Origin of the sequence: Methylocystis sp. (genome assembly GCF_051062815.1) — a bacterium.
GTDB lineage: Bacteria > Pseudomonadota > Alphaproteobacteria > Rhizobiales > Beijerinckiaceae > Methylocystis.
In genome coordinates, this window is record NZ_JBPFDU010000074.1 from 63,108 (window position 1) to 76,080 (window position 12,973).

The 12,973-nt window shown below is 64.5% G+C and carries 10 protein-coding genes and 1 other RNA gene; 8 read left to right on the plus strand and 3 right to left on the minus strand.

Annotated elements, in window-relative coordinates; genetic code table 11:
• Positions 1 to 12: 12 nt before the first annotated feature.
• A complete protein-coding gene (locus ACR65W_RS12630; RefSeq protein ID WP_434501499.1) occupies positions 13 to 2,256 on the minus strand; it encodes a primosomal protein N' in 2,244 nt (747 codons plus the stop codon).
• A 100-nt stretch (positions 2,257 to 2,356) separates the two neighbouring features.
• On the opposite strand from ACR65W_RS12630, the gene ACR65W_RS12635 reads away from it, so the two are divergent.
• Positions 2,357 to 2,848, plus strand: coding sequence for a hypothetical protein (locus ACR65W_RS12635; protein WP_434501498.1), 492 nt, complete (start codon positions 2,357 to 2,359; stop codon positions 2,846 to 2,848).
• Positions 2,849 to 2,878: 30 nt separating this feature from the next.
• Here ACR65W_RS12635 and ACR65W_RS12640 read toward each other — a convergent pair whose 3' ends face one another.
• Positions 2,879 to 4,138: an NAD(P)/FAD-dependent oxidoreductase gene (locus ACR65W_RS12640; protein ID WP_434501497.1), complete on the minus strand. Its 1,260-nt coding sequence runs from the start codon at positions 4,136 to 4,138 to the stop codon at positions 2,879 to 2,881.
• Positions 4,139 to 4,406: 268 nt separating this feature from the next.
• A complete protein-coding gene (gene smbP, locus ACR65W_RS12645; RefSeq protein ID WP_434501496.1) occupies positions 4,407 to 4,769 on the minus strand; it encodes a small metal-binding protein SmbP in 363 nt (120 codons plus the stop codon).
• A gap of 168 nt (positions 4,770 to 4,937) precedes the next feature.
• Here smbP and rnpB point away from each other — a divergent pair.
• The 7 genes from rnpB (at position 4,938) to mraY (ending at position 12,973) form a co-directional block, all read left to right on the plus strand.
• Positions 4,938 to 5,318, plus strand: an RNA gene (rnpB, locus tag ACR65W_RS12650) — RNase P RNA component class A.
• A gap of 510 nt (positions 5,319 to 5,828) precedes the next feature.
• Positions 5,829 to 6,830: a 16S rRNA (cytosine(1402)-N(4))-methyltransferase RsmH gene (rsmH, locus tag ACR65W_RS12655; protein ID WP_434501495.1), complete on the plus strand. Its 1,002-nt coding sequence runs from the start codon at positions 5,829 to 5,831 to the stop codon at positions 6,828 to 6,830.
• A complete protein-coding gene (ftsL, locus tag ACR65W_RS12660; RefSeq protein WP_434501494.1) occupies positions 6,830 to 7,243 on the plus strand; it encodes a cell division protein FtsL in 414 nt (137 codons plus the stop codon). Before rsmH ends, ftsL begins: the two co-directional genes overlap by 1 nt.
• Positions 7,240 to 9,015 carry a peptidoglycan D,D-transpeptidase FtsI family protein gene (locus ACR65W_RS12665; protein ID WP_434501493.1) on the plus strand — a complete coding sequence of 592 codons (1,776 nt, stop codon included), beginning with the start codon at positions 7,240 to 7,242 and terminating at the stop codon, positions 9,013 to 9,015. The genes ftsL and ACR65W_RS12665 overlap by 4 nt, the downstream gene beginning before the upstream one ends.
• Positions 9,015 to 10,466, plus strand: coding sequence for a UDP-N-acetylmuramoyl-L-alanyl-D-glutamate--2,6-diaminopimelate ligase (locus ACR65W_RS12670; protein ID WP_434501492.1), 1,452 nt, complete (start codon positions 9,015 to 9,017; stop codon positions 10,464 to 10,466). Before ACR65W_RS12665 ends, ACR65W_RS12670 begins: the two co-directional genes overlap by 1 nt.
• A complete protein-coding gene (locus tag ACR65W_RS12675) occupies positions 10,463 to 11,881 on the plus strand; it encodes a UDP-N-acetylmuramoylalanyl-D-glutamyl-2,6-diaminopimelate--D-alanyl-D-alanine ligase (RefSeq protein ID WP_434501491.1) in 1,419 nt (472 codons plus the stop codon). The genes ACR65W_RS12670 and ACR65W_RS12675 overlap by 4 nt, the downstream gene beginning before the upstream one ends.
• 9 nt (positions 11,882 to 11,890) lie before the next feature.
• Positions 11,891 to 12,973: a phospho-N-acetylmuramoyl-pentapeptide-transferase gene (gene mraY / locus ACR65W_RS12680; protein ID WP_434501490.1), complete on the plus strand. Its 1,083-nt coding sequence runs from the start codon at positions 11,891 to 11,893 to the stop codon at positions 12,971 to 12,973.

The following is a 12,973-nucleotide window of genomic DNA, read 5'->3' on the forward strand; positions in this document are numbered from 1 at the left end:
ACAGGCGACGGGTCACGAAAAATTCTGCGGGTCGACGTCCACCTGAACGCGCACGCCGCCGCGCTCCTTCGGTCCGCCCGCGAGCATGTCGCGCAGAAACGCCTGCATGTCGGCGCCGCGTGGTCCTTTGGCCAGCAAGCGGAATCGATAGCGGCCGCGGATGAGCGCGATGGGCGCCTCCGCCGGACCGAGCAGCGCGATCTCATTTTCTTCCGGCCAGGCGCCGGGCGCGGCGACTCTATAGCGCGGCGATGGCGGCAGTTCATGCGCGGCGCGCGCGAGGGCGCGCGCATGCGCTTCCGCCGTGGCGGCGTCCTTGGCGGAAACGATCAGCGCGGCGAGACGGCCGAAGGGCGGCAGTCCAGCGCGTTCACGTATGGCGATCTCCTGTTCGTAGAACTTTTCCGCGTCTCCCGAGAGAAGCGCCGTGATCACCGGATGCGACGGGTGAAACGTCTGGATCAGCGCCTGGCCGGGCTTGTCGCCGCGCCCGGCGCGCCCTGTGACCTGATTGAGCAGCTGAAATGTGCGCTCAGCGGCGCGCGGATCGCCGCTGCCCAAGCCCAGATCCGCGTCGACCACGCCGACAAGCGTCAGATGCGGAAAATTGTGGCCTTTGGCGACGAGTTGCGTCCCGATGACGATGTCGAAGGTCCCCTTTGCAATCTCCTCCAGTTCGCGCCGCAGCCGATCGGCGCCGCCGGGAAAATCCGACGAGAGGACGAGTATGCGCGCATCCGGAAACAGCGTCGCCGCTTCCTCGGCAAGTCGCTCGACCCCCGGTCCGCAAGCGGCGAGCGAGTCCTCGCTGCCGCACTCCGGGCACCGGTCTGGACGGCGCTCGATATGGCCGCAGTGATGGCACATCAGCGCGCGGCGGAAGCGATGCTCGACGAGCCAGGCGTCGCAGTTTTCGCAGCGGAAGCGATGGCCGCATGTGCGGCAAACCGTTAGCGGCGCATAGCCCCGCCGATTGAGGAAAAGCAGCGCCTGCTCGCCGCGCGCGATGGTTTCGCCGACGGCCAACGCCAGCCGCGGCGCGATCCATCGGCCGCGCGGCGGGCCTTCCTTGCGCATGTCGATCGCTTCGAGCGTCGGCATGAGGCGCGCCCGCGCCCGCGAATCGAGTCTCAGATAACCGTAGCGGCCGCGCATGGCGTTGACGCGGGTTTCGATGGAGGGCGTCGCCGAGGCGAGAACGATCGTGGCCTCCTCCATCCGCGCGCGCACGACCGCCATGTCGCGCGCGTGATAGCTCGCGCCGTCATCTTGTTTGTAGGCGCCTTCATGCTCCTCATCGACGACGATCAGCCGCAAATCCGAAAAGGGCAGGAACAGCGCCGAGCGCGCGCCGACGACCACGCGAACGTCGCCCGTCGCGCAGCCGCGCCAGATGCGCGCGCGTTTGCGCGCCCCGACGCCGGAATGCCACTCGGCGGGCTTTTCGCCGAAACGGTCCGCGAAACGCTCAAGAAATTGAGTCGTGAGCGCGATTTCCGGCATCATGACGAGCGCCTGTCCGCCGGCCTCCAGCGCCTGGGCGATCGCCTCGAAATAGACCTCGGTTTTGCCCGAACCGGTGACGCCTTCGAGCAGAAAAGGCTTGAACGCCCGCGGCGAAAGCGACGCCTTCAGCGCGTCGGCGGCGTCCTGTTGCGCGGGCTCCAGCACCGGCGCGGCGAACAGAGGATCGAGCGGCGGCGAAATCGGCGCCGGCGGCGCCGCGATCGCCTCCAGCGCGCCCTCGTCGACAAGCGCGTCGATGACGCCTGTCGAGCAGGCGGCGGCTTCGGCAAGCGCTTTCTTGGCGAAAGCAACGCCGCCTGCCGCGGCTTTGAGGACGCGGGCGCGCGTGGGCGTAAAACGTTCCGGGACATTGCCCGTCGCGCGATAGAGAATGCGCGGCGCCTCGGGTCCGGCCTCTTCCGCCGCGCGCGTGGCGAGCCGTAGCGCCATGCCGCGGGCGGTGAGCGTGTAGCGCGCAAGCCAGTCGATGAAGCCGCGCAGCTTTTGCGGAAGCGGCGGCCGGTCGAGACGGGCGCTGATCGTCTTGAGATTCCCGCCCGGGCCGGAGTCGCCATCGATGCTCCAGACGACGCCATATGCCTCCCGGCGTCCCAAGGGCGCGGTGACGCTGTCGCCGGGCGAAAGCCGCATCGCCGCCGGGGCGAGGTAGGAATAGGTCGAATCGACGGCGACGGGCGCCAAGATCTCGACGACTCGCGCTCTTTCTTCCTCGTCCTGCGCCGCGCTCATGCCGAGGGCTTAATCCATTTCCGGTGCTCAGCGAAAATTTTCTGGAACGAAGCGGCGCGCGACCGGGTTCGAGTATCTCAACGTCTCCACGGAGCCTTCGATGGAAAAATTGTCGCGCATCGGTCTGTCAGCGCTTGTGACCGGAAGCGTCGCAAGCGTCATCTCTACGGCCGCACTGGCGGCGCTGGCGAAGCTTGAAGGCAGGGGCGCGCTCGAGCCGACCAACGCCACCAGCCATTGGCTTTGGGGGCGCAAATCGCGCGGCCGGCGCGACATCGACGCCGCACACACCGCGGTGGGCTACGCGACGCATCACGCATCGGCCGTCTTCTGGGCCTTGCCCTTCGAGGCTTGGCTCGCGATGCAGCCGCCCCGCTCAACGTTCGAACTGATCGGCGATGCGGCGATGATGTCGGGAATCGCCGCCACCGTCGATTATGGCGTCGCGCCAAAGCGCATCACGCCAGGCTGGGAGCTCGCCTTGTCGGATCGCTCGATGGTTGCGGCCTTTGCCGCCTTGGCGGTCGGTCTGGCCTGCGGCGCGGCGGCGTCTCGCGCGCTTCTGGGGGAAGCGGAGCTAGAGCCAAGGTAGCGACTCCGGCCATATGTCGGCGCAATTGAATTAGCGTGTAATCAATCGCGAGCCTCGATTGCCTGTCAGATAGGTCGCGATCCAGCTGATCGCGACGAAGATGCGGCTGCGCAAATTCACTAGAAAATAGATGTGCACGACGCTCCAGAAGAGCCAACCCGGAAAGCCGGTCAGTTCCAGTCGGCCGAGTTTGACGATCGCCGAGTTGCGGCCGATCGTCGCCAAATTGCCGTAGTCTCGATAGCGGAAGGGTTTGCGCGGAAAGCGCCCTTTCAGACGGAGCCGGATGGCGCGTCCGGCGTATTTGCCCATTTGCTTGGCGGAAGCCGCGAGCGCCGGAACCGGCGAGCCGTCAGGACCGGTCAGGAGAGCGAGATCTCCAATCACATAGACGTCGGGAAGGGCGGGAACCGTCAGGTCTTCGCTCACCGGAATACGTCCGGCGCCGTCGCTTTCAACGCCCAGCCAGTTCGCCGCGGGCGACGCTCGCACGCCAGCCGCCCAGAGGATGACGCCGGCGGGAATCTCCTTTTCTCCAGCGACGAGTCGGTCCTCGAAGATCTGGTCGACGGGCGTATCCGTCCGCACTTCCACGCCCTTTGCTTCGAGCGAATCGCGCGCATAGTCCGAAAGCCGTTCGGGAAAGCTTGCAAGAATGCGCGGCCCCGCCTCGAGCAGAATGATGCGCGCGTTCCGGGGATCGGCGCGGCGAAACTCCGGTGGGAGCGTTCGCCGGGCGAGTTCGGAAATCGCGCCGGCGAGTTCGACTCCCGTCGGACCGCCCCCGACAATGATGATGGTGAGCAGTCTCTCGCGCTCGCCGGGATCGACGCTGACCTCGGCGCGTTCGAACGCGAGAAGCAGCCGGCGGCGGATAAGCGTCGCGTCGGAAATGGATTTCAACCCCGGAGCCAAACTCGCCCAATTGTGACCGAAGTAGGAGTGGGTGGCCCCTGTCGCGACGACAAGGAAATCATAGCCGATCTCGCATTTGTCGGTCTTCACGACTTTGCGGGCGGCGTCGACGCTCTCAACCGTGAGCATCAGGACGGTCACATCCTTCTGGCGCCGCACGATGTGGCGTATCGGCCAGGCGACGTCAGGCGAAGCGAGGGCCGCCGTCGCGACCTGATAGAGCAGGGGCTGGAAGCAATGATGATTGTTGCTGTCGAGGATGAAGATGCGCGCTCCGGCGCCAGCAAGCGCCTGCGCAGCCGCAATCCCGGCGAAACCGCCGCCGATGATGACGACGCAAGGTTTGCACTCGGCGGCGCTGCTGTGCTGCTGCATAATGAACCATCCATGCGCAGGCGAGTCGTCGATTGGCTAAGCCGCCGATCGCGACTCAAGATTTAAGCCGTCAAAGGCGCCAAGGTTCCAGTCTCGCGCGACGCCTTCTCGCCGACATCCGAGGCAAAGCAACAAACTCAGACAGTGCAGGGCGCGACGCAGCGTGGGTCCCGCGGAAATTGAAAAATGATGAGCGGTATGATCGAGGAATGTGCGCTACGACATCGGAGAGCCGCGACGCGCAGCATGCGCATCGCGGCTCATCGCTTTACTGATTTGCCGCCTTCAAATGGACGAGCGCGGACTGGGCATGACGAACGCCTTTGTCAATGCGGCTGGCGTGGTGGGTGCGCTTGGCCGTCTTGAGCGCCCGACTGAGATGCTTCATCGCCGTCTTGATGTGGCCCTTGGGGTCTTCCCCGCTGGCCGCCTTGGCGTGATCCCAGGCGTTATGCGCATGCTCGGCGAAGGAGGAGGCATTATGCCGCTTGCCTTCCTTGATCGCCTCATTCGTCTCCTCGATCGCCTGAGTCAGATGCTCGCTATGGCTTTGCGCCAACGCCATATGCGGCGTCACGAGAAAAGCGGCCGCGACGGCCAAAGCGGCGAAAATCGAACGACGTGCCAACATTAATATTACTCCCTTATCGCATTTCTCTTTGGTCTCGGCTCGGCGCCCGTCAGTATTAACCAAGGCGAAGAACCAATTTAAGAAATGGCGACTATTGCTTAGCTATCCAAGGCGACGTTTTGACGCCGTTCTTGCATTCCGTCGCGAGGGCGCCTATCCCTCAAAAAGCCAGTCGGCTGGACGGCCGCTGCCGAAAGGCAGAGGAAAGTCCGGGCTCCACGGAGACACGGCGCCGGATAAGGTCCGGCGGGGGCGACCCCAGGGATAGCGCCACAGAAAGCAAACCGCCGCGCAAGCGGTAAGGGTGAAAGGGTGCGGTAAGAGCGCACCGCCCGAACGGCGACGTTCGGGGCACGGCAAGCCCCGCCGGGAGCAAGACCGAATAGGGGCGACGGAAGGCCTTAAGCGCGAGCTTTTTGCCTTCAACCCGTCTCCGGGACTGTCGCCCGGGTTGGTTGCTTGAGGCGGGCGGCAACGTCCGTCCCAGAGGAATGGTCGTCACGTTCTGCAAAGAACGTACAGAACCCGGCTTACAGGCCGACTGGCGATTAAATTAGCGGTATTTCGTAGAGGAGATAAGGCGCTTCAGCGAACCAGGCCGGCGCGCATTGACGCAGGAGCACGCCGCCATTGGCTTTGATGACGCGGCGGAAACGACATTGTCGACGTCGCAGCTTAACCGGCGATTCCGATCCCCATGCAGCGACAGATGTCCAGTGCGAGCGCGAGCTGGCGCTTGCCATAGTGCGTCGAGATAGCTTTCGCGAAAAAGCGGCGTCGGCCGGACCAGAAAGCTTTGCGTCATTCTGCTTGCGCCGCCTTGAGCCCGCCAAATTCGCGCCACCGTAAACGCTCCCTTAACGATAACAAAGCCTAATGAAGACGGTTGCCGAATTCGGCGCGTGGCGACCAGCCTGCTTCCGACGCCTCGCGGGTTTCATGTCGATCCAGACCGCCCAGCCGCAATTGAGTCGTCTCGACGAGCCACAACTCGCCGGACGCACAGCGTCGCGCCGCCGACCCTCTCGCGCCGCGCGCCGCCTGGTGAGGAGCATGAGAATGACGTCGGCGCCGCATATTCCGGTGCTGCGCGAGGAGGCGATCGCCGCCCTCGGCGTCCATCGTGGCGGCCGCTATATCGACGCCACCTTCGGCGCCGGCGGCTATACGCGCGCTATAATGGCGCAGCCGGAAACGCGCGTGCTCGCCTTCGACCGCGATCAGACCGCCGTGAAAGCCGGTCAGGCGCTTGTCGACGAGATGCGCGGACGGTTGACGCTCATTGAAGCGCGCTTTTCTCAACTCGAGGACGTTGCGCGCGCGCAAGGCTTCACGCCGCTTGACGGCGTCATCTTCGACATCGGCGTCTCGTCGATGCAGTTCGACCAAGCCGCGCGCGGCTTTTCCTTCCGCGCCGAAGGACCACTCGACATGCGCATGGAGGGGCGTGGGCGCAGCGCCGCCGACATCGTCAATGAAGCGGATGTAGAGACGCTCGCCGATATCCTGTATTTCTACGGCGAGGAGCGCGCCGCGCGGCGTATCGCCCGCGCCATCGTCCACGACCGTGAGATTGCGCCTTTCACAACGACAAGAGCGCTGGCCGAAATGATCGCTCGCGTCGCTCCCAACCGCGCCAGCGACATTCATCCGGCGACCAAAAGCTTTCAGGCGTTGCGCATCGCCGTCAACGACGAGCTTCAGGAATTGCTGAAGGGGCTGCTTGGAGCGGAACGGCTTCTCGCCGAAGGCGGTCGTCTCGTCGTCGTGACGTTCCACTCGCTTGAGGATCGCATCGTCAAACAGTTTCTCGCCGAACGCTGCGGTCGCGGCGAAACCGGTTCCCGCCGTCTGCCGGGCGAAGCCGCGCCGCCGCAGCCAAGTTTCGTTTGCGAAGGCCGCCAACCGGTGACGCCCACGCCCGGTGAAACGGCCGCCAATCCGCGCGCGCGTTCGGCCAAATTGCGTTACGCGACCCGCACGGCCGCGGCGCCTCACCCGCTCGACCCAAAGCTCGCGCGCCTCGTTCATCTCCCCGATCGCGACAAGGGAAAAGCCTGATGCTGCGGCTCCTCAATATCGTTGCGGTTCTCGCGCTCGTCGGTTCGGCGGTTTACGCCTATTCGATCAAGTATCAGACGAGCTATCGCGCCGAGCAGATCGCAAAGACCAAGATCGAGATCAGGCAGGAGCGCGATGCGATTGCGGTGCTGCGCGCCGAATGGGCTTATATGACACGGCCTGAGCGCATTCAGCAGCTCGCTGACGCTTATCTGCCCGGCATGAAACAGATTGAAGCGACGCAGATCGTCGCCGCGCAATCGCTTCCCGAGAGATCGCCGCGCGTCGACTCCATCGGCAATAAGCTTGACGCGCTCGGATTGAGCATGCCGGCGACGCCGCCCGTCCCCGGCAGCGCGCCGACGACCACGCCCAAAGCGCAGGGACAAAGCCAAGAGCGACGCAAGCCATGACGCAGATGATGCGCGACACGCAACCTTCGCCGCCGCCGAGCGGTAAAATTCGCGCGTTTCTGCGCGCCCTGTTTTCGACGAGTCTCGCGCTGAGCGCATCGCGCATGCGGCTCGCGGCGATGGGCTTTCTCGTGCTCTACGCGGTGATTTCGATCAAGCTCGTCTATCTCGGCTTTAAGCCGGAGGCGGCGACGTCGCGGCGCGCCGCGGCGGAGGCGGTCGCGGCGTCCCGCCCGGACATCATCGATCGCAACGGCGAGGCGCTCGCAAGCGACGTCAAGGTGATGTCGGTGTTCGCCGAGCCGCGCCGCATCATTGACAAGGACGAAGCGACCGAGCTGTTGACCGCGGTTTTGCCTGGCCTCGACGCCCGCGAATTGCGAGAGCGGCTCGGCTCCAAGAAGGGCTTCGTTTGGGTGAAGCGCGAGGTGACGTCGCATCAGCGCGACGAAGTTTTCCATCTCGGACTGCCGGGCGTCGGATTGATCCCCGAGAACAAGCGCGTTTATCCCAACGGACCGATCGGCGCGCATGTGCTCGGCTTCGCCAATGTGGACAATCAGGGCATCGCCGGCATCGAGAAATACATCGACGGGCAGGGTCTCGCCGATTTGCACGGCGCCGGCTTCGGCGTAACGCCCGAGGAACTCAAGCCCGTGTCGCTTTCGCTCGACATTCGGGCCACGCATGCGTTGCGCGACGAACTCGAAAAGGGCGTCGTTCATTTCAAAGCGAAGGCAGGCGCCGCGGCGATCTTGGACGTCAACACCGGAGAGGTCATCGCGCTCGCATCGCTTCCCGACTACGATCCGAACAAGCCGACGGAAGCGCTCGATCCGATCCACATCAACCGCATGAGCGTCGGCGTCTATGAGATGGGCTCGACCTTCAAGGCGCTGACCATCGCGATGGCGCTCGACTCCGGCAAGGTCAATTTGAATTCACGGCTCGACGCGCGCGGCGTGCTCTCTTTCGGGCGCTTCAAGATCCATGACTATCACGCGCAAAACCGCGCGCTCACATTGCCGGAAGTTTTCACCTATTCCTCCAATGTCGGCACCGCGCGTATGGCGATGGGACAGGGCGTGGAGCGGCACAAGGCGTTTTTGCGCAAGATGGGCCAGCTCACGCGCATGCGCACCGAACTGCCCGAAAGCGCCGAACCCATCGTGCCGAAAAATTGGGGCGAGTTGAACACCATGACCATCGCCTTCGGCCATGGCCTCGCGGTGGCGCCGCTCCAGGCGATGATGGCCGTCGGCGCGCTGATGAATGGCGGCTATCTGATCACGCCGACCTTCATCAAGCGCAGTGAGGAGGAAGCGAAGGCCGGCGCCGAACGCGTCGTGAAGCCGGAGACGAGCGAGGCGATGCGCTATCTCATGCGCCTCAACGCCGAAATCGGCACGGCGCGGAAGGTGAATGTCCCTGGCTATTACGTCGGCGGCAAAACCGGCACCGCGGAAAAGGTCGTTAACGGCCATTATTCGAAGAACCGGCTGTTTAACACCTTCATGGCCGTCGCGCCGTCGGACAAGCCGAAATATCTGTTCCTGACCATCATGGACGAACCGCAGGGCCTGCCGGAAACCGGCGGCTACGCCACTGCGGCCTATAACGCGGGGTATGTTACGGGCGAGATCATCGAGCGCGTCGGTCCGATTCTCGGCCTCGCGCCGCGTTTCGAGCCGCCGCACCAGCCTTTCCCTCTCCTCGCCAAATTGGGGTATGGCTATGCCAATGTTCCGGCCCGCGGCGGCGGAGGACATTGATGCTGCTTTCGGAACTGCTTGCGACGCCAGACCTTGAGCCCGCCTTGCGCGGGCTTGCCGTCTCCGGCCTGACGGCCGATAGTCGAATGGCGCGCGGCGGTTTTGCCTTTTTCGCCATCCCGGGCCACGCCGGGGACGGCATGTCCTATGTCGCCGACGCGAAGTCGCGCGGCGCCTGCGTCGTCGTCGCTCAACAGCGAGCGGACAGCCCGCTGCCGGTCGTCGTCGTCGATGACGTTCGGCGCGCCCTGGCCCTCGCCGCGGCGCGCTTCTTTTCTCGTCAGCCGTCGACGATCGCGGCTGTTACGGGAACGAGCGGCAAGACCTCGGTCGTGGCCTTCTTGCGCCAGATCTGGGCCGCGCTTGGACATGAGGCGGCGTCGCTCGGCACCGTCGGAATCGTCGATTCTCGCGGCGCGCATTATGGAGCGCTGACGACGCCTGGACCCGTCGAACTGCACCGAACGCTGGACGAACTTGCTGGACGTGGCGTGACGCATCTCGCCATGGAGGCGTCGTCGCTCGGGATCAATCAGCGGCGGCTTGACGGCATGCGCGTCGACGTCGCGGGCTTCACCAATTTCTCGCGCGACCATCTCGACCATCACGCCGACATGGAGGAGTATTTCGCGGCGAAGATGCGGCTCTTCGACACGCTGCTGCACCCTGGCCAGACAGCGGTGATCGACGCGGACAGCGACGTTGCGTCCCGCGTCATCGACATTTGCCGGGCCAGGGACCTCACAATTTTGAGCGTCGGTTTGAAGGGAGAGGCGATAAGGCTCCTATCGGCGACGCCGTCCGCCTTAGCAACGTCGCTGCGGCTCGCCCATGAGGGCGTCGAATATGAGGTCGATCTGCCGCTTGCCGGCGCCTTTCAGGTCTCGAACGCCCTCGTCGCCGCGGGGCTGGCTATCGCAAGCGGCGATGATCCGGGGCAGGTCTTTGCGGCGCTCGAAGCGCTTAAAGGCGCGCCGGGGCGGCTCGAACTCGTCGGTCAGCGTAATGGCGCGCCGATTTTCGTAGATTACGCGCATAAGCCCGACGCGCTGGAGAAAGTGCTCGCCACTTTACGGCCGCTGACAAAAAAACGCCTGATTGTCGTCTTCGGGTGCGGCGGCGATCGCGACCGTGGCAAGCGCCCGCTGATGGGGGACATCGTCGCCCGGGCGGCGGATATCGCCATCGTCACGGACGACAATCCGCGCAGCGAGGACGCCGCCGCCATTCGCGCAGAAATTCTCGAAGGAACCCGCGGCGGCGCGGCGCACATCATCGAGATCGGAGACCGGCGCGCGGCGATCGCCAACGCCGTCGCGGGGCTTGAACCGGGCGATGCGCTCGTCGTGGCTGGAAAGGGCCATGAAACCGGGCAGATCGTCGGCGACCGCGTTTTGCCTTTCTCCGATCATGAGGCGATCGCGCAGGCGCTCAAGGAGAATCATCCATGACCAAGAGGCCGTTATGGTCGGGATTGGCGCTGGTCGGCGCGCTGCGGGCGCGCGCGAGCGGCGGCCTTGCGCGCGAAGCCGCCGGCGTTTCCATCGACACCCGCACCCTTCAGCCCGGCGATCTGTTTATCGCCATTAAGGGCGAGACGCGCGATGGTCACGACTTCGTGCGGATGGCGTTCGAGAAAGGCGCGGCGGCGGCGGTCGTCGACGAAGCGCATGCGCCTGAGCTTTCCGGCGCCGGGCCGCTTTTCGTCGTCAGAGACGTGCAACAATCGCTGGAGTCGCTGGGCGCGCGGTCGCGCGAGCGAAGCGCCGCCTTCATCGCCGCCATCACCGGCTCCGTCGGCAAGACCTCGACGAAGGACATGATCCGGCTGATGCTGTCGCGTTTCGGCGAAACGCATGCCTCGGCGGCGTCTTACAACAATCACTGGGGCGTGCCGTTGACGCTTGCGCGCATGCCGGCGGAGTCGCGCTTCGGCGTATTCGAACTTGGCATGAATCACGCGGGCGAGATCGCCGCGCTCGTCGCTCAGGTGCGCCCCCACGTCGCCGTCGTGACCCGCATTGCGCCGGTTCATCTCGAATATTTCGGATCAATCGAAAAGATCGCGGACGCCAAGGCCGAAATTTTTTCCGCGCTCGACGGCGGCGTCGCGATCATTAACCGCGACGACGGATTTTACGAGCGCCTCGCCGCGGCGGCCGCGCCAACCGCCAGCCATGTCTTTGGTTTCGGCGAGGCGGAAGGCGCGCATGCGCGGCTCCTGTCTTACGAGGCCGCCGGCGAAGGCGCGCTGGTCGAGGCGGAAATTCTCGAGCGGCGACTACGCTTTCGCATCGGCGCCCCAGGCAAGCATATCGCCATGAACGCGCTGGCGGCGCTGCTCGTGGGCGTCGTTTTCGACGTGGATTTGGAGGAAGCTGCCGCGGCCTTCGCCGAATTCACGCCGCCGTCCGGACGCGGCCGGCGCGAGAAAATAGCGACGCCAGATGGCGAGTTTACGCTCATCGACGAAAGCTACAACGCCAACCCGACCTCCATGCGGGCGGCGCTGCAGCTGCTCGGCGGCGCGGCGACCGGCCCCGGAGGCCGGCGCATCGCCGTGCTCGGCGACATGCTGGAGCTCGGGCCTCAGGCGGCCGAACTTCACGCCGAGCTCGCTCAGGATCTTATCGACGCCAACGTCGATCTGCTATTCACCTCGGGGCCGTTGATGTCGCGCTTGAGTTACGCTGTGCCTGATTCGATGCGCGCGGCGCATCGGGCGACGCCGCTGGAGCTGGAAGAGGCCGTTCTCGCAGCGGTTCGTCCCGGCGATGTGGTGATGGTGAAAGGCTCTAATGGTTCGCGGATGGCGCGGATCGTCTCGGCCTTGAAAAGCGCATTCGCTCGCGAGATGGCGAGCTGAGGAGAGACGATGCTGACGCTGCTTGCGGACTTCTCTTATTTATACAGTCCGCTAAACATCTTCCGCTACATCACTTTTCGCGCCGCTATGGGGGCGGCGACGGCGCTGTTCTTCGTGTTTTTCTTCGGACCGGGCGTCATCGCCGCGTTGCGCATCAAACAGGGCAAGGGCCAGCCGATCCGCGAGGACGGACCGGCTTCGCATCTTGTGACCAAAAAAGGCACGCCGACGATGGGCGGCCTGATGATCCTCTCGGGACTGGTCGCGGCGACGCTGCTCTGGGCGAATTTGCGCAACGCCTATGTGTGGATCGTGCTCTTCGTCACCGTCAGCTTCGGCCTCATCGGCTTTTATGACGACTATCTCAAGGTGACCAAGCAGTCGCACGCCGGCTTCTCGGGCAAGATGCGATTGGCGCTCGAGTTTTTGATTGCCGGCCTGGCCTGCTACGCGTTGATGGAAACCGGCGGCGAGAATATGACGAAGCTCGCCATCCCCATGGTGCGGGGCTATGTCGCGACGCTGGGTCCGCTCTTCATCCTGTTTGGCGCCTTCGTCATCGTCGCCGCGGGCAACTGCGTCAATCTCACGGATGGACTCGACGGCCTCGCCATCGTGCCGTCGATGATCGCCGCCGGCGCCTTTGCGATCTTCGCCTATCTCGTCGGCAATTCGATCTTTTCGAATTATCTCGGCGTCAATTACGTCGCGGGCGTCGGCGAACTGACCATCGTTTGCTCGGCCTTTATCGGCGCGGGACTCGGCTTTCTCTGGTTCAACGCGCCGCCGGCGCAAATCTTCATGGGCGACACCGGCTCGCTGGCGCTCGGCGGGCTCGTGGGCGCCGTCGCCGTCGCGGTGAAGCAGGAATTCGTGCTCGTCATCGTCGGCGGGCTCTTCGTGATCGAAGGCGCCTCGGTCATCATCCAGGTCGCCTATTTCAAGCTGACCGGCAAGCGCATCTTCCTGATGGCGCCGATTCATCACCATTTTGAACAGAAGGGCTGGAAGGAGCCGCAGATCGTTATCCGCTTCTGGATCATCGCCTTCGTCCTGGCCCTGATGGGCCTCTCGACCTTGAAGCTGAGGTGA